This window comes from Halorubrum sp. BV1 (assembly GCF_000746205.1).
In the GTDB taxonomy this organism is placed as follows: Archaea; Halobacteriota; Halobacteria; order Halobacteriales; family Haloferacaceae; genus Halorubrum.
In genome coordinates, this window is the sequence record NZ_JQKV01000001.1 from 449,366 (window position 1) to 474,146 (window position 24,781).

At 68.6% G+C, this 24,781-nt stretch carries 33 protein-coding genes; 20 read left to right on the forward strand and 13 right to left on the reverse strand.

Going from position 1 to position 24,781, the window contains the following annotated elements:
- Positions 1–3: 3 nt before the first annotated feature.
- Both EP28_RS02235 and metG read left to right on the forward strand, forming a co-directional pair.
- Positions 4–456, forward strand: a complete 453-nt coding sequence (locus tag EP28_RS02235; protein WP_049982367.1) for a pyridoxamine 5'-phosphate oxidase family protein — start codon at positions 4–6, stop codon at positions 454–456.
- A 153-nt stretch (positions 457–609) separates the two neighbouring features.
- A complete protein-coding gene (gene metG / locus EP28_RS02240) occupies positions 610–2,784 on the forward strand; it encodes a methionine--tRNA ligase (protein ID WP_049982368.1) in 2,175 nt (724 codons plus the stop codon).
- Positions 2,785–2,825: 41 nt separating this feature from the next.
- Here metG and EP28_RS02245 read toward each other — a convergent pair whose 3' ends face one another.
- The 3 genes from EP28_RS02245 to EP28_RS02255 all read right to left on the reverse strand — a co-directional run bounded on the left by EP28_RS02245 (position 2,826) and on the right by EP28_RS02255 (position 4,351).
- A complete protein-coding gene (locus EP28_RS02245) occupies positions 2,826–3,299 on the reverse strand; it encodes a VOC family protein (RefSeq protein WP_394297587.1) in 474 nt (157 codons plus the stop codon).
- A 44-nt stretch (positions 3,300–3,343) separates the two neighbouring features.
- Positions 3,344–3,622 carry a DUF7111 family protein gene (locus EP28_RS02250; protein ID WP_049982369.1) on the reverse strand — a complete coding sequence of 93 codons (279 nt, stop codon included), beginning with the start codon at positions 3,620–3,622 and terminating at the stop codon, positions 3,344–3,346.
- Positions 3,623–3,808: 186 nt separating this feature from the next.
- Entirely contained in the window at positions 3,809–4,351 is a 543-nt protein-coding gene (locus EP28_RS02255; RefSeq protein WP_049982370.1) for a carboxymuconolactone decarboxylase family protein, read from the reverse strand.
- A gap of 169 nt (positions 4,352–4,520) precedes the next feature.
- Here EP28_RS02255 and EP28_RS02260 point away from each other — a divergent pair, with 169 nt between their 5' ends.
- The 3 genes from EP28_RS02260 to EP28_RS02270 all read left to right on the forward strand — a co-directional run bounded on the left by EP28_RS02260 (position 4,521) and on the right by EP28_RS02270 (position 7,083).
- Complete coding sequence (locus EP28_RS02260) at positions 4,521–5,450, forward strand: 1,4-dihydroxy-2-naphthoate polyprenyltransferase (RefSeq protein WP_049982371.1); 930 nt, start codon at positions 4,521–4,523, stop codon at positions 5,448–5,450.
- Entirely contained in the window at positions 5,447–6,520 is a 1,074-nt protein-coding gene (locus tag EP28_RS02265) for a mandelate racemase/muconate lactonizing enzyme family protein (protein ID WP_049982372.1), read from the forward strand. Before EP28_RS02260 ends, EP28_RS02265 begins: the two co-directional genes overlap by 4 nt.
- 107 nt (positions 6,521–6,627) lie before the next feature.
- Positions 6,628–7,083 (forward strand): DUF5799 family protein, encoded by a 456-nt coding sequence (locus EP28_RS02270; RefSeq protein WP_049982373.1) that lies wholly within the window; start codon positions 6,628–6,630, stop codon positions 7,081–7,083.
- A gap of 29 nt (positions 7,084–7,112) precedes the next feature.
- Here the strand turns inward: EP28_RS02270 and EP28_RS02275 are convergent, their stop codons facing one another.
- Positions 7,113–7,391: a ribonuclease P protein component 4 gene (locus EP28_RS02275; protein ID WP_049982374.1), complete on the reverse strand. Its 279-nt coding sequence runs from the start codon at positions 7,389–7,391 to the stop codon at positions 7,113–7,115.
- Between the two features lie 125 nt (positions 7,392–7,516).
- Between EP28_RS02275 and EP28_RS02280 the strand changes: the two genes are divergently transcribed.
- The 5 genes from EP28_RS02280 to EP28_RS02300 all read left to right on the forward strand — a co-directional run bounded on the left by EP28_RS02280 (position 7,517) and on the right by EP28_RS02300 (position 10,776).
- Entirely contained in the window at positions 7,517–7,711 is a 195-nt protein-coding gene (locus EP28_RS02280; RefSeq protein ID WP_049982375.1) for a methytransferase partner Trm112, read from the forward strand.
- An 88-nt stretch (positions 7,712–7,799) separates the two neighbouring features.
- Entirely contained in the window at positions 7,800–8,387 is a 588-nt protein-coding gene (locus EP28_RS02285; RefSeq protein ID WP_049982376.1) for a DUF7524 family protein, read from the forward strand.
- 135 nt (positions 8,388–8,522) lie between these two features.
- Positions 8,523–8,711 carry a hypothetical protein gene (locus tag EP28_RS02290; protein ID WP_049982377.1) on the forward strand — a complete coding sequence of 63 codons (189 nt, stop codon included), beginning with the start codon at positions 8,523–8,525 and terminating at the stop codon, positions 8,709–8,711.
- A 24-nt stretch (positions 8,712–8,735) separates the two neighbouring features.
- Positions 8,736–9,209, forward strand: coding sequence for an RNA-binding protein (locus tag EP28_RS02295; RefSeq protein ID WP_049982378.1), 474 nt, complete (start codon positions 8,736–8,738; stop codon positions 9,207–9,209).
- 121 nt (positions 9,210–9,330) lie between these two features.
- A complete protein-coding gene (locus EP28_RS02300; protein WP_049982810.1) occupies positions 9,331–10,776 on the forward strand; it encodes an FAD-dependent oxidoreductase in 1,446 nt (481 codons plus the stop codon).
- A 56-nt stretch (positions 10,777–10,832) separates the two neighbouring features.
- On the opposite strand, the gene EP28_RS02305 is transcribed toward EP28_RS02300, so the two are convergent.
- The 5 genes from EP28_RS02305 to nth form a co-directional block, all read right to left on the reverse strand.
- Complete coding sequence (locus tag EP28_RS02305) at positions 10,833–11,378, reverse strand: hypothetical protein (RefSeq protein ID WP_049982379.1); 546 nt, start codon at positions 11,376–11,378, stop codon at positions 10,833–10,835.
- Positions 11,375–11,869 (reverse strand): phosphopantetheine adenylyltransferase, encoded by a 495-nt coding sequence (locus tag EP28_RS02310; protein ID WP_049982380.1) that lies wholly within the window; start codon positions 11,867–11,869, stop codon positions 11,375–11,377. The genes EP28_RS02305 and EP28_RS02310 overlap by 4 nt, the downstream gene beginning before the upstream one ends.
- Positions 11,870–11,973: 104 nt before the next feature.
- Positions 11,974–12,531, reverse strand: a complete 558-nt coding sequence (locus EP28_RS02315; protein WP_049982381.1) for a winged helix-turn-helix domain-containing protein — start codon at positions 12,529–12,531, stop codon at positions 11,974–11,976.
- 81 nt (positions 12,532–12,612) lie between these two features.
- Complete coding sequence (locus EP28_RS02320) at positions 12,613–13,695, reverse strand: glutamate--cysteine ligase (protein ID WP_049982382.1); 1,083 nt, start codon at positions 13,693–13,695, stop codon at positions 12,613–12,615.
- 100 nt (positions 13,696–13,795) lie between these two features.
- Positions 13,796–14,479, reverse strand: coding sequence for an endonuclease III (gene nth / locus EP28_RS02325; RefSeq protein ID WP_049982383.1), 684 nt, complete (start codon positions 14,477–14,479; stop codon positions 13,796–13,798).
- 141 nt (positions 14,480–14,620) lie between these two features.
- On the opposite strand from nth, the gene EP28_RS02330 reads away from it, so the two are divergent.
- The gene (locus tag EP28_RS02330; protein WP_049982384.1) at positions 14,621–14,986 is read left to right on the forward strand and encodes a DUF5658 family protein; all 366 of its coding nucleotides are present in this window, start codon (positions 14,621–14,623) and stop codon (positions 14,984–14,986) included.
- A 42-nt stretch (positions 14,987–15,028) separates the two neighbouring features.
- Positions 15,029–15,319: a transcriptional regulator gene (locus EP28_RS02335; RefSeq protein ID WP_049982385.1), complete on the forward strand. Its 291-nt coding sequence runs from the start codon at positions 15,029–15,031 to the stop codon at positions 15,317–15,319.
- 51 nt (positions 15,320–15,370) lie between these two features.
- Here EP28_RS02335 and EP28_RS02340 read toward each other — a convergent pair whose 3' ends face one another.
- From EP28_RS02340 to EP28_RS02350, 3 genes are all read right to left on the reverse strand, one after another.
- Positions 15,371–16,048, reverse strand: a complete 678-nt coding sequence (locus EP28_RS02340; RefSeq protein WP_049982386.1) for a type 1 glutamine amidotransferase domain-containing protein — start codon at positions 16,046–16,048, stop codon at positions 15,371–15,373.
- Between the two features lie 146 nt (positions 16,049–16,194).
- Positions 16,195–16,548, reverse strand: coding sequence for a helix-turn-helix transcriptional regulator (locus EP28_RS02345; RefSeq protein ID WP_049982387.1), 354 nt, complete (start codon positions 16,546–16,548; stop codon positions 16,195–16,197).
- Between the two features lie 25 nt (positions 16,549–16,573).
- Entirely contained in the window at positions 16,574–17,497 is a 924-nt protein-coding gene (locus EP28_RS02350; protein ID WP_049982388.1) for an NRDE family protein, read from the reverse strand.
- A gap of 125 nt (positions 17,498–17,622) precedes the next feature.
- Here EP28_RS02350 and EP28_RS02355 point away from each other — a divergent pair, with 125 nt between their 5' ends.
- The 4 genes from EP28_RS02355 (at position 17,623) to EP28_RS02370 (ending at position 20,490) form a co-directional block, all read left to right on the forward strand.
- Complete coding sequence (locus EP28_RS02355) at positions 17,623–18,693, forward strand: glucose 1-dehydrogenase (RefSeq protein WP_049982389.1); 1,071 nt, start codon at positions 17,623–17,625, stop codon at positions 18,691–18,693.
- The gene (gfcR, locus tag EP28_RS02360; RefSeq protein ID WP_049982390.1) at positions 18,680–19,312 is read left to right on the forward strand and encodes a transcriptional regulator GfcR; all 633 of its coding nucleotides are present in this window, start codon (positions 18,680–18,682) and stop codon (positions 19,310–19,312) included. The genes EP28_RS02355 and gfcR overlap by 14 nt, the downstream gene beginning before the upstream one ends.
- A 95-nt stretch (positions 19,313–19,407) precedes the next feature.
- Complete coding sequence (locus EP28_RS02365) at positions 19,408–19,752, forward strand: glutaredoxin family protein (RefSeq protein WP_049982391.1); 345 nt, start codon at positions 19,408–19,410, stop codon at positions 19,750–19,752.
- A 168-nt stretch (positions 19,753–19,920) separates the two neighbouring features.
- Positions 19,921–20,490: a DUF7110 family protein gene (locus tag EP28_RS02370; RefSeq protein WP_049982392.1), complete on the forward strand. Its 570-nt coding sequence runs from the start codon at positions 19,921–19,923 to the stop codon at positions 20,488–20,490.
- Between the two features lie 53 nt (positions 20,491–20,543).
- Here EP28_RS02370 and tbsP read toward each other — a convergent pair whose 3' ends face one another.
- The gene (gene tbsP, locus EP28_RS02375; RefSeq protein ID WP_049982393.1) at positions 20,544–21,365 is read right to left on the reverse strand and encodes a transcriptional regulator TbsP; all 822 of its coding nucleotides are present in this window, start codon (positions 21,363–21,365) and stop codon (positions 20,544–20,546) included.
- A gap of 209 nt (positions 21,366–21,574) precedes the next feature.
- Between tbsP and glyA the strand changes: the two genes are divergently transcribed.
- The 4 genes from glyA to EP28_RS02395 all read left to right on the forward strand — a co-directional run bounded on the left by glyA (position 21,575) and on the right by EP28_RS02395 (position 24,775).
- The gene (glyA, locus tag EP28_RS02380; protein WP_049982394.1) at positions 21,575–22,822 is read left to right on the forward strand and encodes a serine hydroxymethyltransferase; all 1,248 of its coding nucleotides are present in this window, start codon (positions 21,575–21,577) and stop codon (positions 22,820–22,822) included.
- Between the two features lie 67 nt (positions 22,823–22,889).
- Positions 22,890–23,300 (forward strand): DUF3054 domain-containing protein, encoded by a 411-nt coding sequence (locus EP28_RS02385; protein WP_049982395.1) that lies wholly within the window; start codon positions 22,890–22,892, stop codon positions 23,298–23,300.
- A 188-nt stretch (positions 23,301–23,488) separates the two neighbouring features.
- A complete protein-coding gene (locus EP28_RS02390) occupies positions 23,489–23,728 on the forward strand; it encodes a DUF8015 family protein (protein WP_049982396.1) in 240 nt (79 codons plus the stop codon).
- 48 nt (positions 23,729–23,776) lie between these two features.
- Positions 23,777–24,775 (forward strand): ornithine cyclodeaminase family protein, encoded by a 999-nt coding sequence (locus tag EP28_RS02395; RefSeq protein ID WP_049982397.1) that lies wholly within the window; start codon positions 23,777–23,779, stop codon positions 24,773–24,775.
- The last annotated feature ends 6 nt before the right edge of the window (positions 24,776–24,781 follow it).

Genomic DNA, 24,781 nt, shown 5'->3' on the forward strand with positions numbered 1-24,781 from the left:
CGTATGAGCGATCTCGACGCGGTTCGGATGGACGCAGACGAGCGCGACGAGTTCCTCGGACGGGCGGGAACGGGAGTCCTCTCTCTGTCGACGGCCGACGGCGATCCCCCGCACTCGGTCCCGGTCTCGTACGGGTACGACCCTGTCGAGGCGGTGTTTTATTTCCGGCTGGCCGTCGGAGAGGGAAGCGGAAAGGCGGAGCCGACGGAGCGCGACGCTACGTTCGTCACCTACGGAGAGCGCGGCGATCGGTGGGAGAGCGTGGTCGCGAGCGGCCGGTTGGTGTCGACGGCGGACGAGTCCCTCTCGACGGAGGCGCTCGCCGGGCTCGAACGGACGAGTCGGATCCCGATGGTCGACGTCTTCGGCGAACCGACGAGCCAAGTGGCGTTCGAGTTCTATCGGCTCGATCCCGACCGGCTCACCGGTCGGGCCGAACGGTCGATGGAGCCCTGACGAGCACCTCTCGGACGCCGTCGCGAGCGGTCGCGGACGGCGCTCGTCCGCGCGGCCGGGTGCGGGCTCGGCACCGATGGGGCGATCCGCCTCGATCGGACCCGGAAATCAGCGGGCTTTAGGCCCGTATCCACGATAACACGATCAGACCACATGAGCCACGACGACTTCCCCACCGACCACCCGGCGGTGGTGACCTGTGGGTTGCCGTACGCCAACGGCGACCTCCACATCGGCCACCTCCGCACCTACGTCGGCGGCGACGTGTTCAGCCGCGCGCTCAACCGCCTCGGACAGGAGACCGCGTTCGTCTCCGGCTCCGACATGCACGGCACGCCAGTCGCGGTCAACGCCGAAAAGGAGGGCGTCTCGCCCGAGTCGTTCGCGCTCGACTGGCACGAGACGTACGCCGAGACGTTCCCGAAGTTCAACGTCGAGTTCGACAACTACGGCCACACGCACGACGAGACAAACACGCAGACGACCCAAGGGCTCGTCCGCGACCTAGAGGAGGGCGGTCACCTCTACGAGAAGGATATCATGGTCGCGTACGACCCGGTCGACGACCAGTATCTCCCCGACCGGTACGTCGAGGGGACCTGCCCGTACTGCGGCGCGCACGCCCGCGGCGACGAGTGCGACGAGGGATGCCAGCGCCACCTCGAACCCGGCGAGGTCGAAGACCCCGTCTCGACTATCTCCGGGAACCCCGCCGAGTACCGCGAGCGCACGCACAAGTTCTTCGAGGTCTCGGCGTTCGCCGACTACCTCTCCGACTTTCTCGACCGGCTCGAAGGGACCTCGAACGCCCGGAACCAGCCCCGCGAGTGGATAGAGCAGGGACTCCAAGACTGGTGTATCACCCGCGACATGGACTGGGGGATCGACTACCCGGGGGGCGAGGCGACGGAGTCGCCTCGGGGAGGCGGTGAAACCGCCGACCACGACCTCGTCTTGTACGTCTGGGTCGACGCGCCGATCGAGTACATCTCCTCAACCAAACAGTACTCGGGGCGCGTCGGCGCGGACGCCTTCGACTGGGAGGCGGCGTGGAAAGAGAACGCCAGCGACGAGCACCCGGAGGGCGGCGAAATAATCCACGTGATCGGCCGCGACATCATCCAGCACCACACGATCTTCTGGCCCGCCATGCTGGAGGCGACCGGTCACGCGGAGCCGCGCGCGGTGATGGCGAGCGGGTTCGTCACGCTCGGCGGTAAGGGCTTTTCGACGAGCCGCGACCGCGCCGTCTGGGCCGACGAGTACCTGGAGGAGGGATTCCATCCCGACCCGCTGCGCTACTACCTCGCGACCAACGGCGGGTTCCAGCAGGACGTGGACTTCTCGTGGGAGAAGTTCGCAGACCGCGTGAACACCGAACTCGTCGGGACCGTCGGCAACTTCCTCTACCGCTCGCTCCTCTTTGCCCACCGCAACTACGATGAGGCACCGATCGCCGAGGCGACGAGCGACGAGGTCGAAGAGCGAATCGAGGAGGCGATAGCCGCCGTCGAGGCAGCGGTCAACGACTACTCCGTGCGCGCGCTCGGCGACGCCGTCACCGGCCTCGCGCGCTTCGGCAACGAGTACATCCAGCGGAGCGAGCCGTGGAAGCTCGTCGACGACGAGCCCGAGGAGGCCGCGCAGGTCATCCACGACTGCGTCGCGCTCGCGAAGGCGATCGCGGTCCTCTTCGAGCCGATCGCCCCCGAGAAGTGCGAGCGCCTCTGGGACCAGCTCGGTGAGGACGGCTCCGTCCACGAGGTCACCGTCGAAGCCGCTCGCGAGGGCCCCGCGGGCGACCTCGCGGAGCCGACCGAGCTGTTCGCACAGATCGAAGACGAGCGCGTCGAGGCGCTGAACGAGAAGCTCGAATCGCGCGTCGCGGAGGCCGAAAGCGACGACGGCGAACGCGATGCGGACGACGGCGGAGACAGCGACAGCACCGACGACGGCAGCGGAGACCACGACGACACCGACGACATGACCGACATCGAACCCCTCAGCGACGACCGCATCAGCTTCGACCAGTTCCAGGAACTCGACATCCGGGTGGGCCGGATCGAAGAGGCCGAAGGCATCGAGGGCGCGGACGACCTCCTCCGTCTCCGCGTCGACCTCGGGGCGGAGACGCGGACGATCGTCGCAGGGCTCAAACAGCTTCACGACGTCGACGACCTGCCCGACACGAAGGTGATCGTCCTCGCGAACATGGAGAAGGCGGAGCTGTTCGGCGTCGAGTCGAACGGGATGGTGCTCGCGGCGGGCGAGGAGGCGGACCTCCTCACGACCTACGAGGACGCCGCTCCCGGAACGAAAGTGAAGTGAGACGCGGTCCGTAGACCGATTCTCGTGCCGGGTCGCCCGCCTCAGGCGTCGAGCACTTCGATCAGGTTCCCTTCGGGGTCGACGACGAACAGGATAGTCGTGCCGCTCGACGTGGTCCGCGGCGGCGACAGCGTCTCGACGTCGTCGTCGAGGTCGGCGTAGAACGCCTCTACGTCGTCGACGGAGAGCCCGAGGTGGACCGCTCCCGGCCGGTTCAGTTCGGGGTCGGGCTCCGGCTCGCCTCGCGGGTCGTACGCCACGAGTTCGACGATCGCGCCGTCGGCGTCGAGGTGCGCGAACGACGCGGACGCCCCCTCCACGCCGACCGCCTCCGCGAAGGCATCGCCGCCCACCGGGAACTCGGCGACGACGTCGAGCCCGAACGTATCGGTGTAAAACTCGACCGCGCGGTCGAGGTCGGAGACGGTGACGCCGACGTGGTGTGCGGTCGGATCGGACGCGGACGGTGGATCGGACGCAGGCGAGGAGTCGGTCACAGATGGTGAGTCGGTCACGGATCGGCGATCGGCGACGGCGGAAAAAACGGTGTCGACCTGTCTTACATCCCCATGTCAGCGGCGGCCTCGGGGACGGGGAGGTCGCCGACCGCGACGCCGAGCAGCTCGGCGGCGTGATCGAGTGCCATGTCGAAGCCGTAGTACCGCTCCAGTTCGTCCCCGTCGGGTCCGGTCCGGACCTTCAGCATCGCGTAGCCGTCGACGTTCTGGGCGACCGTCGCAGTCCCGCCGTCTGCGAAAAAGCTGAGCAGTCGCTCGCCGTTCGTCTCCTCGTAGCGCGCGGTGATCCCGTTCGCCTCCGCGGCCGTGGTGTCTCCCATACGCGCGACACGGACCGAACGCTGTCGTATCTGTCGGTTCCACTCACGGTGGTTCCATCTGCTTTTTTCTCCGCTACGTCCGCTCCGTCGAGTGACCGTCGCCGCGCGGGTCGACGGCGACGAGGGTGCGGCCGGGGCGTCGCCGCGCGGGTCGACGGCGACGAGGGTGCGGCCGGGGCGTCGCCGCTACCGCGGGTCCCAGCCGTGAAACGACGTGCCCTCCTCTAAGTCGAGATCGAAGGCGTCGATCATCTGTCCGAGCGCACCGTAGGCACCCGCTATCGCGGCGATTCCGACAACCGCGTCGTCCTCGTACAGCGCGGCGATCTCGGCGTGGACGATCGCATCGACCTCGTTGCGGGCCACCGCCAGCGCGTACTCTAGAAGCGTTGCCTCGTCGTCGTCGAGCGAGGCGAGGTCGCCACGTCCGACCGCGGCGATGTCGTCGTCGACGATCCCCACCTCGCGAGCGATGTTGACGTGCTGGTGCCACTCGTATCGGTTTCCCGCCTCGGCGGCGACCGCGAGGATCACGAGTTCCCGTTCTCGGTCCGTGAGTCCGCTGTCCGTCCACAGCGATCCGAAGAATGACCGGAGTCCGACGAGCACGTCGGGGTTGTTGCCGATCGACTCGTAGACGTGCATGGGCTTCCCCTGCAGCGACGACTGGAGGAGGTCCTCGTGTTCGTCCGGGACGTCAGACGCGTCGGCGTATGGTACGCGGGCCATAGTCCTCTCTCACAGAGCACGGGGATAGCTGTGTGCGCCTCGGTGGCGTTGGCCGGGACTGTCGATGGCGGGTCTCACCGGGGGCGACGGAGGCGATCGCGGCCGCGCGCTGCGCGTCTCGGCGTCGGCGATGGTAACCTTAAGGGGCGAACCGACCCAACCACGCGTAATGAACGCTGAGGTATCGCGGCGGCGGGCGTGGCTGATCGCCGCGCGGCCGCAGACGCTGCCCGCGGCGGCCGCGCCCGTGATCGTCGGCGTCGGACTGGCGGTCGACGCCGGCGTGTTCGCCCCGCTTCCCGCGGTGGCGGCGCTCGTCGGTGCGGCGCTGATCCAGGTGGGGACGAACTTCGCGAACGACTACTACGACGCGATCCAGGGCGCGGACACCGACGACCGCGAGGGGTTCACCCGCGTGGTCGCTAGCGGACTCATCGAACCCCACGAAGTGAAGCGGGCGATGTGGCTCACGTTCGCGACCGCGATCGCCGTCGGGACCTACCTCGTCGCCGTCGGCGGCGTCCCGATCCTCGTGATCGGGCTCGCGTCCGTGGCCGCCGGTATCGCCTACACGGGCGGCCCGTACCCGCTGGGGTACCACGGGCTCGGCGACGTGTTCGTGTTCGTCTTCTTCGGCGTGATCGCCGTGACGGGCACCTACTACGTGCAGGCCGCGGCGCTCGCCGCCGGCGCGTTCCCGCTGTGGGTTCCGCCCGGAACCGTCACGCCCGCCGCGGTAGCCGCCAGCCTCCCGATCGCCGCGCTCTCGACGAACATCCTCGTCGTCAACAACGTCCGCGACCGCGACGAGGACGCCGAGACGGGGAAACGCACCCTCGCGGTGCGGTTCGGCTACCGATTCTCGCGCGCGCAGTTCTGCGCGCTGCTCGCGCTCGCGTACGCCGTCCCGTTCTGGTTCGTCGCGAACGGGTACGGGTTCGCCGCGCTCCTCCCGCTCGTCACGCTCCCGATCGCCGCCGCGGTCGCCCGGACCGTCCTGACGGAGACGGCCGGCGACGCGCTCAACCCGGCGCTCGAATCGACCGGCAAGCTCCTCGCGGCGTACGCCGTCGCGTTCGCCGTCGGGATCGCGCTGTGACCCGGGCGTCGCTGCGCCCGTTCGCGCTCGAACTGGCGCGCCCGCTCGACACCGCCCGCGGACCGATCCGCGAGCGCGAGGGGTACGTCGTTTCCGTCGCCCCGGACGAGACGGAATCGGCCTCCGCGACCGGGATCGGCGAAGCGACGCCGTTGTCCGGCTGGACCGAGTCGCTGTCGGCGTGTGACGCCGCGCTTCGGGACGCGGGGGCCGACGAGAGGCTCGCCTCCGATCCGCTCTCCCGCCTCGACCCGAGAGAGACGCCTGCGGCCCGCCACGGACTCGCGCTCGCGCTCGCGGACGCCGCGGCCCGCGACGCCGAGCGGTCGCTGTCGGCGGAACTCGCCGCGGACCGTGACCTCCCGTCTCCGAGCGAAACGGTGTCGGTCAACGCAACGATCGGCGACGGCGACCCGACCGCGACGGCGGCGGCCGCGAGCCGCGCCGTCGACGAGGGGTTCGACTGTCTCAAGGTGAAAGTCGGCGCGCGGTCGGTCGACGCGGACGCGGCGCGGCTCCGCGCGGTCCGCGACGCCGTCGGTGACGCGGCCGCGCTTCGGGCCGACGCGAACGGCGCGTGGGACCGGGAGACGGCCCGAGAGGCGCTCGATCGGTTCGCGCCGCTCGACCTAGCGTACGTCGAGCAGCCGCTCCCCCCCGCCGACCTCGACGGGGCAGGTCGCCTCCGGGCCGACGCACCGGTGCCGATAGCCCTCGACGAGTCGCTTGCCGACCACGACCTCGACGCGGTCCTCGACGCCCGTGCGGCCGACGTGATCGTGGTGAAACCGATGGCCTTCGGCGGACCAGATCGAGCGCTGTCCGCCGCGGTGCGAGCTCGCGCGGCCGGCGTCGATGCGGTCGTCACCACGACGATCGACGGGGTCGTCGCGAGGACCGCCGCGGTCCACGTCGCGGCCGCGATCCCCGACGTGTCGCCCTGTGGCCTCGCGACCGGGTCGCTCCTCGAAGACGACCTCGCTCCCGATCCGTGTCCGGTCGCCGACGGGACCGTCGCGGTGCCGAGCGGTCCGGGACTGGCGGGCGGGGCGTTCGACGGGCTCAGGTAGGCGGCGGGGCGCGCAAGCCGGGAGGCGATAGCCGGTCGCGCTGACCGCGCCGACGGCGACGCTCGCGCGGGAACGGACTTTTACTCGCGACCGCCGAACGGCCGCGTATGAGCGAGTGGACAGACGCGATCGTCGGCGAACGAATGACCGTCGACACCCAGTTCAACGACCGCGTGGCCGAGTCCCGATTCACTAGCCAAGAGTGGGGCCTCATCATGACCGCTGTCGAGTTCGAAATAGAGAACGCCGGCGATCCGGACGCGGCCGGCCTGGTCGCCGACACGTCGAACCTTCCGACGATCATGCCGGAGCTGGAGAACGTCAGGTCACAGGTCGCGGCGATGGGCGGCGCGCCGGGTGGGTCCGGCGGCAGCGAGTCCGGCGGAGGGGTCGTCGACTCGATCAAGGGCGCACTCGGTCTCGGCGGGAGCGGCGGCGACGGCGTGTCTGACGAGGAACTCGACGCGGCCGAACGGCTCGTTCAAGAGTACGCAGACGAACTGCAGGCGCACTTGGAGGACGTCGGGAAGTGGGAGCAGGTTCGTATCGCCTACACGGAGTGAGTCGGCGGTCGAGCGGGGAGCGCCGACCGTCAGTCGAACGGGTACCGAGCGGTCGACCCGCACTCGCGACAGCGGACGACGACGCGCCCCGGGCCGAGTCTGATCCGGCTCGTCTTCCCCGGACGCAGGTACACGTCGCAGTCGTCGCAGGTGCGCCGCGAGAACGCGGCGGGGACGCCACAGCGGTTCCGCTCCGCGATCCGGCGCGCGAGCGCCACGTACCCGCGGGCCCTGTCGTACTCGTCGTCGACGACCGCCTCGCGCGCCAGCGCGAACAGCCGCTCGATCCGTTCCGACGGGATCCCCATACGCCGTTCGGCGGGGCCGACCGTCAAAATCGTTGTCATCGGCCGCCGTCTTGGCCGGGCGACTCACTCTTCGCCGTCCCGTCCGACCCGCACGGCTTTTTACCGACGCACGCGAACCGGGTGACATGAAAGAATCTCTGATGGACGTCGTCTGTTGTCCGCTCGACAAGGCCGACCTCGACCTCGACTCCGACGAGCGGGACGGATCGGAGGTGCTGCGCGGGACCCTCACATGCACCGAGTGCGGGGAGACGTACCCGATCGAAGACGGCATCCCGAACCTCCTTCCTCCGGACATGCGAGACGAGGCGGCCGCTTGAGCCGGTGGGAAGCGAGACGCCCACCTGCGTAGACGCGCACGGTGAATCGTACTGCATCTTTTTTTAGTGTGAGTCCGTCGGCCCACATGTGCCGACACTCGTCGTCGAACTGAACGGAGATTCGGTCCACGAGATACGGGCTCCGGACCGTTTCTCGGCGAGCGGTCCGTTCCCTATCGCGTTCGAGAACCGAGGACGCTCGACACACGTCCACATTCACTTCGACGACGATCTCAATCGGGTCGCGTCGGTCGACGAGACGAACCACTTCGTCGACGACGAGGCGACGAGACACGTTCACGTGTCCGTCTCCGCCGCTGATCTCCGGGAGCCGATCCGCGGTAAGCTGAAGATCGTCACGGGGTACGGCTCGGAGACGCGGTACGTGGACGTACAGATCGACCCGCCGGCCGACGCCGAGGCCGATACCGTCGCGGTCGACGAGACGTTCACGAAGCCACCGGAACGACCGCCGGAGACGCCGACGAGACAGCGCATCGAGAACGCGCTCGACCGGTTCGTCGAACGCGGCGGCGTGCCCGCGGCCCTGCTCGCGCTCGTCGCCGTCGTCGCGGGTATCGCGGTTGCGCTCACTATCGACAGCGCGATCGTCTCGCTCGCGGTCGGCGGCGTCATCGCGGTGTCGGTGATCGCCGCGTTGCTCGCAGTGTGGTGACAGCACAGTTCACATCGCCTGCTGGGTGGTGACAGCACAGTTCACATCGCCTGCGGGGTGGGGTCTTTCTCCGGGGTCTCGACGGGGGCGTTCGGGATCCGCGCGCTTTTAACTGTTCCAGCGGAACAGACATCCATGAGCTTCGAGAAGGAAGACGAGGTCGTACTCCACGACAAACACAGCGAGTACGACGGCGAGACGGGCACGATCACGCAGGTCATGGAGACGATGTTCGGCGACGCGACCTACACCGTCAGCTTCGAGGACGGTCAGGAGACCGGCGTTCCCGAGGAGTCCCTCGACGCCGTCGAGAGCGACGAGTAACGCCCCCCACCGGTTTACTTCGTAATGCCCACAGTCCCGTTCCACTACGTCGATCTCCGCGCGTTCGCGTACGCCACCGAGGACGAAAAGCGGGTCACGGACGCCCTCCGCACGTTCCTCCCCGAAGACGCCGAGATCGACCGCGTCGAGAACGTCGGCCACCACGGCGACCGCATCGTCGTGCTCTCCGCCCGCGTCGAGAACGCCGACGGGATGCGTCACGTACTCGACGCCCTCGCCGACCTCGACGACGTCGAACGCGTGATCGACGAACTCGACGACCGCGTCGACGACAACTGCGCGCTCTTCTTGCGCGTCGACAAGCAGGCCGCCTTCCGCGGCGACGTCCGACTCGGCCCCGGGATCACCGTTCGAGCGAAGGTGGAGGCGTACCCGGCGAAACAGCCCGCAGCCGTCGAGAACGCTCGCGAAACGCTATCGCGGCTGGCCGATGGCGACGGTGACGGACCGGGTGCGACCGACCCGGACGACACCTGATCGGACGACGCCGGATCGGACGACGCCGGATCGGACGACGCCGGATCGGACGACGCCGGATCGGACGACGGGACCGTCCGACCGCCGTGGGTTTTTCACCGCACCCACCGTTCTCCGCAGCATGAGCGATCCGTTCGTTGTCGTCGGTGCGGACGCGGCCGGCCTGAGCGCCGCCAGCAAGTTCCGCCGGGAGGCACCCGATCGCGAGGTCGTCGTCTTCGAGAAGGGACAGTGGATCTCGTACGCCTACTGCGGAATGCCGTACTTCATCGAGGGGCGCGTCGAGCGCATGTCGAACCTGCTGTCGCTGTCGCCGAGCGAGGTCGACGAGCGTGGGATCGACCTCCGGCGGGGCCACGAGGTGGTCGCGGTCGACCCCGACGCGAAGGCGGTCACGGTCGCGACCGCCGACGGCGAGCGAATCGAGCAGCCGTACGGCGACCTGCTCGTGGCCACGGGCGGGCGGGCGACGACCGGTTCGTTCGATGTGCGGGGGCTCGACGGCGCGTTCACCCTCCACGATATGGACGCCGCGGCCGCGATCGACGCGTACGTCGCCGACCCCGCGGAGTACGACCCCGACCGCGCGGACGTGAGCGCCGTCGACCGCGAGCGCGTCGAGCGCAACGCCGCGATGGACGCACCGGAGACCGCCGCGATCGTCGGCGGCGGGTACGTCGGCGTCGAGATGGCGGAAGCGCTCACCGAGCGCGGGCTCGACGTGCACCTGTTCCACCGCTCCGGTCACCTCCTCTCGGACTTCGGCGCGGCCGTCGGCGAACGCGTGGAGGAGGCGCTCGCCGAGCGCGGGGTGACGGTCCACACGAACGCCCCCGTCGACGCGATCGTCGGCGACGATCTGGTCGAGGCGATCGCGTACGGTCAGGAAGGAGAAGACGGCGACAACCTGACGCTCGCGGTCGACATGGCTGTCGTCGGTGTCGGTATCCGCCCGAACACCGACCTCCTCGACGGCACCGGCGTCGACCTCGGCGAGGGCGGGGCGGTCAGGACCGACGAGTACGGTCGGACAACCCTCCCGGACGTGTACGCCGCCGGCGACTGCGCGACCGCGCGCCACGCGGTCACTGGCGAGGACGCGTGGATGCCGCTCGGGCTCACCGCGAACCGAGCGGGGCGAGCGATAGGAGCGACGGCCGCCGGCGATCCGACGCCGGTCGGCGACATCGCCGCCACCGCCGTGGTGAAAGCGTTCGACATGGAGGCCGGCCGCGCGGGGATCCTCGACGACACGGCGGCCCGCGAGGCCGGGTTCGACCCGGTCCGTGAGACGGTGACCGCGGGATCGCGGTCCGGCTACTACCCGGGCGCGGCCGCGACCGACGTGACGCTCGTCGCCGACCGCGACACCGGTCGTCTGCTCGGCGGGAGCATCTCCGGACCCGACCGCGCCGCGGTCCGGATCGACACGGTTGCGACCGCGCTCGAAGCGGACATGACGGTCGGCGAGGTGGAGCGACTGGATCTGGCGTACGCCCCGCCCTTCAGCCCCGTGTGGGACCCCATACTCGTCGCGGCGAAGGTGCTGAACGGGAGCGTGGAGTAGAGAACGCCGTCGGAGGCGGAGAACGCGACCGACACGTTCACCCGTTCGACCCGCGGTCAGTCGTCCGCGGCCGCACCCGACGCGTCCGGGCCGTCGTCGTCGGCCGACGAGGAGCCCGCAGTCTCGTCGGTATTCGATCCGATTCCGGCGATCGCGCGACCGAGAACGGATCCGACGACGCCGACCGCGACCGCGCCGGCGACGGCGGCCGCCAGCGGTTCACCGAGCGCGACCGCGAGCGAGATCCCCTCATCGACCGGCAGTGCGTACGCCGTCGGTCCGATCGTCCTGAGGAGCGCGGCCGCGAGGGGGCCGTACGCGAGCGCCGCGGCGGGGAGGACGCCGCCGCCGGTCGCGCCGAAGGCGGCGACGCCGACGACGGTCACCGCCGTGACGACGGCGGCGGCCGGCAGGGTCGTCGCGCTGGCGGCGGTCGACGATGCGACGCCGAGCGTGGCGAGGATGTCCGCTCCGAGCGCGACGACGTCAAAGGCGACGTACGAGACGCCGAAGCCGGCGGCGCTCCACACGGCGGCGCGCTCGAACCGCGCGTTTCCGAGGAGAGCACGCACGAGCCGGGAGGAGTCGGAGCCGTCTGTCATTCCGGACGCGTCGCACCCCGGCCCTCTCGGTCGGGGGTGAGGTGGCCGTGTTCGTCGATCTCGCCGGCGACGATCCGCGTCGAGGAGATGCGCTTGCCGTCGTCGGCCTCAACGTGGTCGACCACGACGACGTCGAGGGGCTCGTGTCCTCGCTCGGTGCGGATCTCGTTTATCCGTTTTCCGCCGTCTTTCGTTTCAGGCGAGACGATGAGCGCGTCGAACTCCGGTTCGACGGCGATGCCGGTCGGTTCGGTCAGTTCGCGGATCGCGTACTCGCGACCGTATTGCTCCGCGCGCGGCGCGAGTTCGGATTCGAGGTCGCGCTTCCGGCGGTCGTACGGACGGACGTACCGCTCGACGTGTCGGGTCTTCGGCGCGAGTTCGTCAGAGGTGAGCCCCACGGTGACGTCCCCCAGCTCGAACGCCCGTTCGAACAGCTTCCGGTGGCCGTCGTGAACGGGATCGAACGTACCCCCCAGCGCGACGTTCATGTCCATCCGTTGCGCGGGCAGGACTTAAATGGTCACGAAGCCGGAGTCCCGAGGTGCGTCGGCAGCGCGCTCAAAAGGCGCACTCGGATCGGCGCGTGTCGGTGTCAGCGGTCGTCCGAATCCGACTCGTCTGCCGCCTCCTCGGTGGTGGACTCGTCATCCGTGCCAGAGGCGGCGTCGCCGACGGAGATCTGGACGGGGTCTGCGTCGCCTTCGGGTGATTCTCCGCCGAGCCGCCGATCCAGGTTGAACACGGCGTTCAGCTCTCGCTGGACGTCGCCGACGACGCCGCGAACCAACTCGCTCGGCGCGATCGCTTCGTACTCGTAGGGGTTGTTGCCCGCCCCGCTCGCCTCGCGCTTGTCGCGCTCAACCGTCCCCTCGTCGTGGAGTTCGGCGAGCGCCTCTCGGACCGTGCTCGGGTAGAGTCCCGTCCCGTCGGCGACCTCGTCGCTCGTGCTCTGTGGATTGTCGCGGAGATAGACGTAGATTCGCGCGCGCGTCTCCGTGTCCAACAGCCACGAGAGGAGGTCGACGACGTTGTCGTCGAACTCTTGTACCGCCTTGTCTGCGCCCTCTCCGAGCCGTGCTTTCGTCCTTCGAAGCTCCTCGCGGGTGCGTTTCGTCGGGGACTCTTCGCCGTCGACGTCGTCCGTAGTCATATCCGGAACTGGGGTCCGCTCGCTCAAAAGGGTTTCTCGTCGTTTCTGTGACGACGGAACTCGACAGGCCGGTGGCGAAGGCTACGGTGCGACGATCAGGTCGGCACACAGCGCGTCGACGCCCGCCTCGTCTCGGAGACGTCGCTGCCGCGCCGCACCGCTCTCCGACTCGTACACGTCGCGAATGCCGGAGACGCCCAGCCGGTCGCACTCGGCGTCTACCACCTCGCCGAGCGATATCGTGGACTCGCCGTCCCGGTCGACGAACGACGCGTCGTGGCCATGGCGGATCGCCCGCCACTTGTTCTCGTCGAGGAGTTCCCGCCGGAGCGGATCTGCCGAGCGCTCCCCGTCCGCGTAGCGTTCGGCGTAGTCGACGACGAGCGCGTGGACGTACTCGACCAACGCGAGGGTGACTCCGGGGTCGCGCTGGGCGTCCGGCGCGCGAACCTCGACGGTGCCGTGACCGGTGTGCGGGCGCACGTCGAACCAGAGTTCGCCGCGGTCGGCGATGGAGTCGGTCTCGACCATCCGGCGCTCGTATCGCTGGAACGCCTCGAAGTCCGTGAACGCCGACGGAACGCCGGTGTTCGGGAGGTTCTCGAACACCTTCGCGCGAGCCGACGCGAGGCCGGTGTCGAAGTCGTACCAGTACGGGGAGTTCGCCGACAGCGCGAGCAACACGGGACAGTGCCACCGGAGCCGGTTGGCGACCCACACCGCCTTGTCGGCGTCGTCGACGCCGACGTGGACGTGTAACCCCGCGGTGAGATTCCGGTGTTGCGGGTACTGGATTCGGTCCAGCTGGGCCTGATATCGGGGTTTTTTGACGTGTTCCAGCTCTCGCCACTTCGCGGTCGGATGGAGCCCCGCGGCGGCGATCCGATAGCCGTCGTCGGCCGCGTGGTCGACGAGGGCGCGACGCACGGTCGAGAGGGCCGATTCGGCGTCACTCGGATCCTCGATGAGCGGCGTCTGCGCCTCGATGGTGCAGGTGAAAAGCTCGTGGTCGAACCCCTCGGGGATCTCCGGCGGGGGATCTCGCCCGTAGACGAGGTCGTCGGTTCCGGACGTCGGGCGGCCCTCGGCATCCACGATGTAGAACTCCTCTTCGATGCCGAGCGTCCCCATCCGAGCGAACGCGTCCCGCGAACCGAGGTCCATTACCCGTCCGTTCCGCCCCCGCGCTCTTATATCGATTGGAACCCGAAACGCGGAACCGGTGCTGTGAGGGTATCTTCCGAGAGCGTGGCCGTGCCGCCGCTCACCACGCCTCGCCGCTGGCCAGATCGACGTCGGCGTCCGGTTTCGCGGAGGGGCAGATGTCGGCGAGCACGCACTCGCCGCAGTCGGGATTCCGCGCGGTACACACCGCGCGCCCGTGGTCTATCATGAGATGTGTGAATTGTTGCCAGTCGCTCTCGGGGACGATCTCGAGGAGGTCCTGTTCGATCTTCGTCGGGCTCTCTTCGTCGGTAATTCCGAGCCGCCGGGTGAGCCGCTGGACGTGGGTGTCGACGACGATCCCCTCGACGACGTCGTGGCCGTGCTGGAGGACGACGTTCGCCGTTTTCCGTCCGACGCCCGCGAGATCCGTCAGCTCCGACATCGTGTCCGGAACCTCGCCGTCGTGTTTCTCCGCGATGTCCGCACACGCAGAGCGGATGTACGACGCCTTGTTGTTGTAGTAGGTGATGGAGTGTATCGCTTCCGCGAGTTCCTCTTGGGGCGCGTCGGCGTAGTCTTCGGGCGTCTCGTACGTCTCGAACAGGTCGGCACACACCGTGTTCACGCGCTCGTCCGTACACTGCGCCGAGAGGATCACGGCGATGAGAAGCTCCAGCCGGTTCGAGTAGTTGAGCGAGATAGTGGAGTCGGGATACTCCTCGTAGAGCCGGTCGAGGACCTCCGCGACCTGGTCTTCTCGCGAGTCGAGTGGCGTGCCCATGCTTATCACTCCGCCTGGGCGACATTGAACGATCCGGATGCGGGTCGGCCACCTTACCGCCGCCCTGTTAGGCCGCGCCGCGAACGACGGCGTTGGAGTGCGACCCGACAGATACAGGCCCGGTCCGCGACTGGATCAGTCGTGTCTCGCCCCGGTGACGCCGACTCCCGCCCGCCCGTCTACCATCGCCGCACGCGCGAGTTCTACTCGCTTTGGATCGCGGCGACGACGACGTACGGCGTCGGCGACATCGTCTCGACTATCGCGTTCCTGCGGTACGTTCCCGCCGTCGACGAGGCGAACCCGGTGGTCGCAGTCGCGGTCGACGCGTTCGGGCTCGCCGGGCTGGTCGCCCTGAAGCTCGTCGTCTATCTCGCGATGCTCCGGATTAGCGTTCAGGGCGCGCGTGAGGGCGACACCCATCTCTATTATTTTCCCCCCGTCTTTCTCACGCTCGTCGGCACGCTCCTCACCGCGAGCAACCTCCGTCTGCTCTGGATGGCGTGACGCCGCCGTCGGCGTTTTATTCGATGACGACGAACGCCCACTATGGAGACGGAGACGACCCGCCAGCGCATCGCCGAGGCGCTCCGCGAGGGCGCGTCGACCGCGAGCGACCTCGGCGCGTCGCTGTCGCTGCCGACGCCCGTGGTGTACGACCACCTCGACCACGTCTCGCGGTCGGTCGCAGAGAGCGACGGGACAGAGCAGTTCCTCGTCGCGCCACCGGAGTGCCGCGCGTGCGGGTTCGACGGCTTCGACGACCCGGTCAACGAACCGTCGCGGTGTCCCGAGTGCAAGAGCGAACGGATCGCGGAGCCACAGTTCGTGATCCGGTGACCAGACGGCGAGGGCGCTTCGACCGCCTACAGTTCGTCCAGATTCGACCGCCTACAGTTCGTCCAGAAGCGTCCGAGCGGCCGCGGACGACGACCCCGGCCCGCGGCCGGTGATCAGGTCGCCGTCGACGGTGACGCTCTCGTCCGCGTCGAGTTCGGCGTCCCAGTTTGCCCCGGCGAGCACGACCTCGTCTTCGACCCAGTAAGGGAGCTTCCGGCCGTCCGGCAGCACGTCCTCGTCGTCAACGATCCCTTCTTCCCACTCGTTCGGGAAGCCGGTGACGTCGCGTCCCTCCACGAGCGGCGTCCCGTCGGCCTCGCGGGTAAAGGCGAGGATGCCGACCGCGTGACAGACGACGAGCGCGACGCCCTCGTCGCCGGCGATCGTATCGAGCAGGAGCTGGCGGGCGTGCCGGTCCTGATTCACGTCCCAGACGGTGCCGTGGCCGCCGGGGAACACCACGGCGTCGTAGCCGTCGGCGTCGACGCTCGCGAGCGGTGCGGGGTCGGTGAGTTCCGGGTGCGTCTCGTCGACCTCGCGGAACTCGGCCGCCGCCTCTTCGCCGCCGGCCGCGTCCGGCTCCAGCGAACGCTCGTCGACGACCGGCGGCGACCCCGAGGGGGTCGCGACCGTCACGTCGACGCCTTCGCTCTCTAGGGTCGACAGCGGCTCGATGCACTCTTCAGCCCAGTACCCCTCCTCGCTCACGACGAACAGCGCGCGTGTCATGTGGTCGTGCATTCACGCGCTCGGCATAAAAGAGGCCCGCGACCGGCAGCGACGTGGGGGGTCGTGAGTCGTATATCCCGACGTCGCGTCCGGCGCGGCGCACGTTCGGTGCCGTCGAACTCGCTGTCTCCCGTCAGAACGCCGAGCTAGTACTCCTCGTACGCGAGGTTCATCATCCACTGTGAGAAGGCGTCAGCCTGCGGGTCGACTTCCTCCTCGCCGATGAACGGCGACAGCATGTCGCCGGCCATCAGAAGCGAGAAGTCCAGATCGCGGGGTGCGGGCTCCAAGTAGTAGGTGTTGTGGCCGTCGTAGACGGTCTCCTCGCGCTGGATGAGCCCGGACTCCGCCAACGCCTCCGCGATGCGGCTCCCCTTCCGCGAGGAGACGTCGAGTTCCTTCCAGAAGTCGCTCTGATGGATGCCTCCGGTCTCGCGGATGAGGTCGAGGCCGTCGCGCTCGTCAGCGGACAGGTCGGCCTCGAGTTCGGTCGCGCTCATACTCTGACAGCCGCCCGCGAGTCGCTTAAAACTGGCTTTCCGCGCCGTCGGCGTCGTCCACACCGCTCCCGCCGTCGGCGTCGGCGGTGCCGAATCCGGCCGGAAGCGACACGGCCGCCGGATCGGTCTCGCAGGGCGGGCCGTCCGCGTACGCGAACGCGGGGTCGGAGCCGGTCCGGATCCGCGTGAACGACACCGTCCCGAACCCGTCGCCGTGGAGACACGCTCCGTACTCGTGGTCGGAGAGGACCTCGCCGGCGCGGTCGAGCCACGCGGTGGCCGACTCCTCGGAGTCCGGAGCGAGCGCGTCGGCGACCAATCGCGTGCTCTCCGCGCGTTCCTCGCCGAACTCCCGCCGTCGCTCGGGGACCGCGAACCGCTCCGCCCCGTTGACCACGCCGCCGACGTTGCCGACGACGTGGACACCGGGGTCGAGTCGCGTTGCCGTGAGCGCGCCGTCGTACGCGAGCAGGAACGCCGACCGCGCGTCGGCGAGCACGAGGTTGAAGCCGTCGTACGCGCGCTCGTCTGTCTCTCGTTCGACGATGCGACGGGCGTCGTCCGCGGAGTCGGCGTCGAGGCAGTCGCGAACGAGCAGCCCGCGGGACCGGTCCCCGTCGCGGTCGGTATCGAGCCAACGGTTGGTGACGGCGACGACGAGGCCGCCCTCGGTGAGGCCGATCCACGTCCCGCCGGCTTCCGCGTCGCGCGGGGCGACGTACCGGCCAGCGCCGGCGTCGTCGGTGGGGGCGGCGGCAGCAGCGTCGGTGGGAGCGCTGCCGGAGACAGCCTCATCGTCGGTGTCGCCGACAGCACCGTCACCGGTGCCGGTCTCGCCGCCACGGATCGCGGGCGGCTCTGCGGGGCGGTTCAGGACCTCATCTCGGTTGGCGGCGAGCGCGACCGGCGCGCCGTCGAAGGCTCGCCACGCGAGCGTCAGCGTGCACACGGTACCAAGCTACGCGGGAGCGAGGGAAAATCCCGCGGTCGGTCACCGAAGCGCTCTGACAGCCGGATCGATTCTTTACTCACAATAAAAGAAATCTTTTGGTGGGTGACCGCATACGCCGGTGTATGAACGCGATCGCCGTGTATGAAGGGGCCGACGAGCCGGTCGTGACGGAGAAGCCGCGACCGGAGCCTGCGGCCGGCGAGGCGCTCGTCCGCACGCTCCGCGTCGGGGTCGACGGGACGGACCACGAGGTCATCGCCGGCGGGCACGGGGACGCGCCGGCGGGCGAAGACCACCTCGTGTTGGGCCACGAGGCGGTCGGCGTCGTGGAAGACCCGAACGACACGCCGTTCGAGGCCGGCGACGTCGTCGTGCCGACGGTCCGCCGGCCGCCGAACGGCGCGAACGAGTACTTCGCTCGCGGTGAGCCGGACATGGCACCGGACGGCGAGTACCACGAGCGCGGGATCGTCGGCGCGCACGGGTTCATGGCCGAGTACTTCACCAGCCCCGCGGCGTTCCTCGTCGAGATCCCGCCGGCGCTGGCCGAGTGGGGATTCCTCGTCGAGCCGATCTCCATCACCGAGAAGGCGATCGAACACGCCCACGCCAGCCGGTCCGCGTTCCACTGGGAGCCGGAATCTGCGCTGGTGCTCGGCAACGGGTCGCTCGGGCTGCTCACGGTCGCGACGCTCGACGAGTCGTTCGACCGAGTCCACTGTCTCGGCCGGCGCGAGCGTCCGGACCCGACGATAGACATCATCGAGTCGCTCGGCGCGACGTACGTGAACTCGAACGAGACGGCGGTACCAGACGTGCCGGACGTCTACGAGCCGATGGACTTCGTCTTCGAGGCGACCGGCTACGCCCCGCACGCCTTCGAGACGATCGAGGCGCTCGCCCCGAACGGCGTCGGCGCGCTGCTCGGCGTCCCCGGCGACTGGGAGTTCTCGGTCGACGGCGGGCGGCTCCACCGCGAGTTCGTGCTTCACAACAAGGCGCTCGTCGGCAGCGTTAACTCGGGCACCGAGCACTTCGAGGCGGCCGTCGAGTCGCTCTCCCGCTTCGATACCCGGTTCCTCGGCGACCTCGTCACCGGCGTCTACGGCCTCGACGAGTTCGAGGCCGCGTTCGCGGATGACGACACGACTATTAAAACGGCGGTCGAATTCGACGCATATGAAGAACGTTGACGACCTGATAGACAGCGCGGCGGAACTCGCGGAGCGGGGCCTCTCGAAGGGGGAGATCGCGGACGAACTGAACGTCTCGCGCGAGACGGCGAGCTGGCTCGTCGAGCGCGCCGGGGGGAACGACACCGCGGAGGCGGCGGCGTCCACGTCGACCGCCGACATCCACGTCGACTGGTCGGCGCTCGGCCGAGACTCGACCCGGCTCCGATACGCCGCGAGCGCGATGGCGGACCTGCTGGCGAAAGAGGGCGAGGAGGTGGACCTCACCGTCGGCATCGAGAAGGCGGGCGCGCCGCTCGCGACCGCGGTCGCCGGCCAGCTCGACACAGACCTCGGAACGTACGCGCCGGCGAAACACCAGTGGGAGGAGGGAGACATCGATGAGCACGGCGGCGGCTTCTCGCGAAACTTCGCCGGGATCCGCGACCGCGACTGCTACGTCGTCGACGATATCATCACTTCGGGGACGACGATGCGCGAGTCGATCGACGCGATCCGCGAGCAGGGCGGCGAGCCGGTCGCCTGCGTCGTCCTCGTCGATAAGCGCGGGTTCGACGAGATCGACGGCGTGCCGGTGTACTCGCTCGTGGACGTCGTGCGCGTCGACCGCGAGGAGTAGGCTCGCGGCGTGTGCGATCACAGCGGTGTGCCGACTGCGATCGCCTCTGCGGCGTGTGCGGAACCCATTTGCCTCGCCGTCGCGTACGGGTTCCCATGACGTTCAGTCCCGAAGCCGACGCCGACTCCGAAGAGATCGAACAGCGCGTCGAAGAGACCATCGCCGACAACGACGTGGTGCTTTTCATGAAGGGGAACCGCCTGATGCCCCAGTGCGGCTACTCACAGCGCGCGGTCGAACTCATCTCACAGCACGTCGAGGAGTTCGAGACGGTCGACGTGCTCCCCGCGCTCCCGCAGTACCGCGAGGCGCTCGAATCCCACAGCGGCTGGGAGACCATCCCGCAGACGTTCGTTGACGGCGAGTTCGTCGGCGGCAGCGACGTTCTCGGCGAACTCGAAGAGCGCGGCGAGCTGGCCGCAGAGCTCGGAGCCGAGTGACCGTCGCGCGGATTCGCGTTAGCGGGCGCGTCCGAGACGCGCCAGTGCGTCCGATCGACGATGCTCGAAGGGTAGGCCATATAAACCCACGGCACCTACGTCAGGTAGGTGCAGCCGTTGCCGCTGTCGGTCCGACGACCGGTTCGATTCCACCTCACCCACCCAACAATGACAGGCCGCGTGTTCAGACTTCATTCGACGCTCGAACTGCCCCTCGAAGACGTTGAGACGTTCTTCGAAGAAGATCCCGATCTGCCCGCGGAGATCGACGACATCGACATCACGCGTCGAAACAACACTCTCATCATCAAAGCCCTGTCCGACGACGAGTCGATAAGCAAATACACCCCGACGGCACAGCTCAAGGCGTCCGTCACGGAGACCCGCGTGTGGGAAGAAGAGCCGCCGCGCGCCGGCGGCCCGCAGTGGATGGACGACGAGGAAGAGGAGATCCCCTCCGAGCTTGTCGAGTTCGCGTGTTTCAAAGGCGACCGCGAGACCGTCCTTCAGAACACCGCGCTCCAGTATCCCATGTTCCTCGTGCTCCGCGAACTGGCGCTGCTCTCGGAGAAGGGCACGCTGACCGCGATCACGGAGGAGGGAGACGAGCTGGAGGCGACCCGCATCGTCGAGGGTGAGGCCCGCCCGGCCAGCATCGAAGTCGTCGAGAGCCCACAGGGAGCGGGCGACGGGGACGGCGGCGTCAACTGGCGCGACAACGAGTTTATTTCGGACTGACTAGCTTGTCGAGCAGTCGCGCGATTTGACGGCCGAGACCGACCGATCGGTATCTACGAGCGTGACGGGAGCATCTCGGTCGCGACGTCGGCGAGGCCCGCGGCGTCGACGCCGCGGAGGCGCTCGTCGCCGAGTTTGAGCCGGAGCCGGGGGCGACCGACGTCGATCGGGACTTTCTCCGTGTCGACGAGTCCCGCGTCTTCGAGTCGCGTCTTCGTCCGCGAGAACGTTGCCTTCGAGGCGATACCGACGTCTTCGCCCCACTTCGAGATATCATAGAGGAGCACGTCGTTTTTCGCGGCCACGAGCAGCGAGGCGGTCACCTCGTCAATGACGTCGGAACCGCGGGCAGCCTCGACCGAGGCGAGGAGCGCGTCGAAATCGTCCCGCGTGGCCTCGTCGATCTCGGCCGCCATCGTCTCGCGAACGCGGCTGATCGCCGGGGTTCGGAGGTCGTACTCCGCGGCGTCCTCGAAGGACGCGCGGTTGGTCTCGAACACCTCGGTGACGAACTCATCGTCGTCGGTCGACAGCGCCGCGACGCGCTCGTCGGCGCTCACGAGCACGACGAGCTTCGACGGCGACACGAACAGGGCGTTGTCGACGTCGTCGGGAAGCAAGCGAATTCCGAGCGTCTCGTCCGCGACGAGGTCGGCGGCCGTGGACGCGGCGAGGAAATCGTCCATCACGCTCGCGAGCTCGCTGTCGGTGGCCAGCATCGACATCGGCGGCAGGTCCTCGCGAGTTGTCGCCGCCTCGATCAGCGACGCGATCGTCTCCGCCGACGGGTCGACGACAACCACTTCCTCGTCGTTCCCGACGAAGGCCGCGTCGAGGACGCGTTCCACGTCGGCTTCTAATAAATTCGATACCATAGATGTCTTCGAATAAATGGCGTATGTATATTTAATATTAACGGGAGGTGGTGAGTGAACAATTGCGAATAGCGTCTGAGCGGGGCGAACACGGCATATCGGCGGAGTTCGTAGCGCGGCCGCAAGCCGCGTCGCCGCCGCCCGTGCGACCGGTCCCCGTCCGGCGGCGTTACGCAAGGATTAATGCGCGATCGGACCGGCGTTCGTGCATGGACACAGAGCACGTCCGGGACGTCGATCCGGCGGTCGCCGACGCGCTGGCCGGCGAACGCGACAGACAGGAGCAGACCCTCGCGATGATCGCGAGCGAGAACCACGTCAGCGAGGCGGTCTTAGAGGCGCAGGGGAGCGTCCTCACGAACAAGTACGCCGAGGGGTATCCGGGATCCCGGTACTACGCCGGCTGCGAGTACGCCGACGACGTAGAAGAGTTAGCGATCGAACGCGCGACGGAGCTGTGGGGCGCAGACCACGTCAACGTCCAGCCGCACTCGGGGACGCAGGCGAATCAGGCCGTCTACTACGCGGTGTTAGACCCCGGCGACAAGATCCTCTCGTTGGACCTCACCCACGGCGGTCACCTCTCGCACGGTCACCCGGCGAACTTTACCGGACAGATCTACGACGTGGAGCAGTACGAGGTCGACCCCGACACCGGCTACATAGACTACGAGGGGCTGCGCGCCGCCGCGGAGTCGTTCAACCCCGACATCATTGTCTCCGGATACTCCGCGTACCCGCGGACGGTCGAGTGGGACCGCATTCAGGCGGCCGCCGACGCCGTCGACGCCTACCACCTCGCGGACATCGCCCACATCACCGGGCTCGTCGCCACCGGCGTGCATCCCTCACCGGTCGGGATCGCCGACTTCGTCACAGGTTCGACCCACAAGACGATCCGCGCCGGCCGCGGCGGGATCGTGATGTGCGACGAGGAGTTCGCCGACGACATCGACAAGGCCGTCTTCCCCGGCGGGCAGGGTGGCCCGCTCATGCACAACATCGCCGGCAAGGCCGTCGGGTTCAAGGAGGCGTTAGCGCCCGAGTTCGAGGCGTACACCGAACAGGTCGTCGCGAACGCCCAAGTCCTCGCCGAGACGCTACAGGACCACGGTCTCTCTCTCGTCTCCGGCGGCACCGACAACCACCTCGTGCTCGCCGACCTCCGCGACTCGCACCCGGACCTCCCGGGCGGCGACGCGGAGGACGCGCTCGCCGCCGCGAACATCGTCCTCAACGGGAACACGGTGCCGGGCGAGACGCGGTCGCCGTTCAATCCCTCGGGGATCCGCGCCGGCACCGCCGGGCTCACGACTCGCGGGTTCGACGAGGACGCGATGGCGGAGGTCGGCGATCTCATCTACCGGGTCGTCGACAACGTCGAGAGCGACGACGTGATCTACGAGGTCGGCGAGCGCGTCGCCGAACTCTGCGAGGAGCACCCGCTGTACGAATAGGTATGTCTCAGTGATTCCCTCGACCGGATCCGTGCGTACAAAGTAGGGGCGTCCCCGACTGGTCGATATGGACGCCCCGTCGTTCCTCTCGGATCGTCTCGACCGCGCCGCCGCGCCGCTCCTGATCGGGGATCTGCTCGCGTTGATGGTCATGTTGACCATCGGTACGCTCAACCACACCTCGATCGGGTTCCTCACGGCGAACCCCCTATACCTGCCCGGAGTCTACGCGCCGTTCCTGATCGCGTGGATCCTGATCGCCCCGCTCGTGGGCGCATACTCCGCCGGGGCGGCGGAGACAGCGAAGTCGTCGGTGCCGCTCGCGGTCCGGTCGTGGATCCCGGCCGCCGTTCTCGCGCTCGCGCTCCGCGCGTTGGTCTTCCGTGGGGGCGCAGAGGTGAGCTTCGCCGTCGTCATGCTCGTGGCCGGATCGGTGTTCCTCGGCGGCTGGCGCGCGCTGTACTTCCGCGTGCGGTAGGCCCGTCGCGTCCGGTCGCTCTCCGCACCCCCTCGTTTCTCGACTCCGGACGACCCGTCCTAGAAACCGACCCCACCCTCTCCTGATGCGCTCTATAACTTATGGATCAATTTTCTGTACTCACACTCAGCGTAACGGGGAACCACGAGAAAAATTTAATAGTCATTTTGTCTTAGATCCAAGCGAGTATGAGTGGGTACTACGACTACGTCCTCGGACTCATTCCGGCCGCATTGATCGGCGTGACTGCGACGCTCTATCTGGCCGGGGTGCCGACGACGGCCGCGCTCCCCGGAGGCGCGCTCGTCGCGGGGGTGATAATGGTCCACGCGATGTTCGTCCGGGCTCCGATTCGGCCCAGTGACGTGGGCGGTGCCCGGTCAGACGGAGGGCCGCGAGAGCCGACGACCGGCCGGGCGTCAGACTGAGCACGCGGTCCCTGCAGGGTTTAGTTCCCGGGGCCCGACGGTTCGAGTATGACCGACACGCTGTTTCTCACGAGCGCCGACATCGACGACCTCGCCGAGCCGACCGACTACGTGGCGGTCGTCCGCGACGGCTACCGGCAGGTCGGCGAGGGCGCGCCCGCAGAGCCGCGGACGCTGCTTCCCAACCGCGACCCCGCCGGCATGTTGACGACGTACGCCGCGATCCTCCCGGAGACGGGCGCGATGGGCGGGTACACCTACTCGGCCGGGTTCGGTTCCCGCGACGCCTGGTTTATGACGCCGCTCTTCGACGCCGACTCGGGCGAGCCGCTCGCGCTGCTCGACGGCGCGTCGATGAACCCGTTCAAGACCGGCGCGGCCGGTGCCGTCGCCGTCGACGCGCTCGCTCGCGAGGACGCGACCGAGATCGCCGTGATCGGCAGCGGCGCGCAGGCCCGGGGTCAGCTCGCGGCGACCGCGACGGTCCGGGCCTTCGAGTCGGTCCGCGTCTTCTCCCCGACGGCGGAGAGCCGGGAGGCGTTCGCCGCCGCGTTCGATGACCGCCTCGACGCGACGGTCTCGGCGGTCGAGAGCGCCGGAGCGGCGGTCGACGGAGCGGACGTGATAATCACCGCGACGACGGCGAGCGATCCTGTGATCGAGGACACCGACGTCGCGCCCGGCGCGCACGTCACCGCGATGGGGCAGTACGATCCGGAGAAGAACGAGCTACCGCCCGAACTCGTCGCTCGGGCCACCTACGTTCCCGACATCCGCGAGCGGGCGACGCAAGACGCCGGCTCCTTCCTCGCGGCGCGGTCTGCCGGCCTGATCGGCGACGACCACGTCGCGGCAGACCTCGGTGAGGTAGTGGCCGGCCGACATCCGGGACGGACGACCGACGAGGAGGTCACGGTGTTCGACTCGGGCGGGACCGGGATCGAGACCGTCGCGGCCGCGCACATGCTCTACGAGCGGGCGACGGACGCGGGACGGGGCGAGACGATCGAGTTCGCGCCCGCGAGCGAGGCGCTCACTGGCGAGTGACGCGGG

Bases quoted from the DNA above. Each gene is read 5' to 3' on its own strand.
- EP28_RS02390 (WP_049982396.1), top strand. From the start codon at position 23,489: ATGAGTGGGTACTACGACTACGTCCTCGGACTCATTCCGGCCGCATTG.
- EP28_RS02270 (WP_049982373.1), top strand. From the start codon at position 6,628: ATGAGCGAGTGGACAGACGCGATCGTCGGCGAACGAATGACCGTCGAC.
- EP28_RS02260 (WP_049982371.1), top strand. From the start codon at position 4,521: ATGAACGCTGAGGTATCGCGGCGGCGGGCGTGGCTGATCGCCGCGCGG.
- EP28_RS02235 (WP_049982367.1), top strand. From the start codon at position 4: ATGAGCGATCTCGACGCGGTTCGGATGGACGCAGACGAGCGCGACGAG.
- EP28_RS02385 (WP_049982395.1), top strand. From the start codon at position 22,890: ATGGACGCCCCGTCGTTCCTCTCGGATCGTCTCGACCGCGCCGCCGCG.
- EP28_RS02370 (WP_049982392.1), top strand. From the start codon at position 19,921: ATGACAGGCCGCGTGTTCAGACTTCATTCGACGCTCGAACTGCCCCTC.
- gfcR (WP_049982390.1), top strand. From the start codon at position 18,680: ATGAAGAACGTTGACGACCTGATAGACAGCGCGGCGGAACTCGCGGAG.
- EP28_RS02290 (WP_049982377.1), top strand. From the start codon at position 8,523: ATGAGCTTCGAGAAGGAAGACGAGGTCGTACTCCACGACAAACACAGC.
- EP28_RS02335 (WP_049982385.1), top strand. From the start codon at position 15,029: ATGGAGACGGAGACGACCCGCCAGCGCATCGCCGAGGCGCTCCGCGAG.
- EP28_RS02280 (WP_049982375.1), top strand. From the start codon at position 7,517: ATGAAAGAATCTCTGATGGACGTCGTCTGTTGTCCGCTCGACAAGGCC.
- EP28_RS02275 (WP_049982374.1), bottom strand. From the start codon at position 7,391: ATGGGGATCCCGTCGGAACGGATCGAGCGGCTGTTCGCGCTGGCGCGC.
- EP28_RS02295 (WP_049982378.1), top strand. From the start codon at position 8,736: ATGCCCACAGTCCCGTTCCACTACGTCGATCTCCGCGCGTTCGCGTAC.
- EP28_RS02340 (WP_049982386.1), bottom strand. From the start codon at position 16,048: ATGACACGCGCGCTGTTCGTCGTGAGCGAGGAGGGGTACTGGGCTGAA.
- EP28_RS02310 (WP_049982380.1), bottom strand. From the start codon at position 11,869: ATGAACGTCGCGCTGGGGGGTACGTTCGATCCCGTTCACGACGGCCAC.
- EP28_RS02355 (WP_049982389.1), top strand. From the start codon at position 17,623: ATGAACGCGATCGCCGTGTATGAAGGGGCCGACGAGCCGGTCGTGACG.
- EP28_RS02305 (WP_049982379.1), bottom strand. From the start codon at position 11,378: ATGACAGACGGCTCCGACTCCTCCCGGCTCGTGCGTGCTCTCCTCGGA.
- EP28_RS02300 (WP_049982810.1), top strand. From the start codon at position 9,331: ATGAGCGATCCGTTCGTTGTCGTCGGTGCGGACGCGGCCGGCCTGAGC.
- EP28_RS02365 (WP_049982391.1), top strand. From the start codon at position 19,408: ATGACGTTCAGTCCCGAAGCCGACGCCGACTCCGAAGAGATCGAACAG.
- EP28_RS02395 (WP_049982397.1), top strand. From the start codon at position 23,777: ATGACCGACACGCTGTTTCTCACGAGCGCCGACATCGACGACCTCGCC.
- metG (WP_049982368.1), top strand. From the start codon at position 610: ATGAGCCACGACGACTTCCCCACCGACCACCCGGCGGTGGTGACCTGT.
- tbsP (WP_049982393.1), bottom strand. From the start codon at position 21,365: ATGGTATCGAATTTATTAGAAGCCGACGTGGAACGCGTCCTCGACGCG.
- nth (WP_049982383.1), bottom strand. From the start codon at position 14,479: ATGGGCACGCCACTCGACTCGCGAGAAGACCAGGTCGCGGAGGTCCTC.
- EP28_RS02250 (WP_049982369.1), bottom strand. From the start codon at position 3,622: ATGGGAGACACCACGGCCGCGGAGGCGAACGGGATCACCGCGCGCTAC.
- EP28_RS02315 (WP_049982381.1), bottom strand. From the start codon at position 12,531: ATGACTACGGACGACGTCGACGGCGAAGAGTCCCCGACGAAACGCACC.
- EP28_RS02345 (WP_049982387.1), bottom strand. From the start codon at position 16,548: ATGAGCGCGACCGAACTCGAGGCCGACCTGTCCGCTGACGAGCGCGAC.
- EP28_RS02320 (WP_049982382.1), bottom strand. From the start codon at position 13,695: ATGGACCTCGGTTCGCGGGACGCGTTCGCTCGGATGGGGACGCTCGGC.
- EP28_RS02255 (WP_049982370.1), bottom strand. From the start codon at position 4,351: ATGGCCCGCGTACCATACGCCGACGCGTCTGACGTCCCGGACGAACAC.
- glyA (WP_049982394.1), top strand. From the start codon at position 21,575: ATGGACACAGAGCACGTCCGGGACGTCGATCCGGCGGTCGCCGACGCG.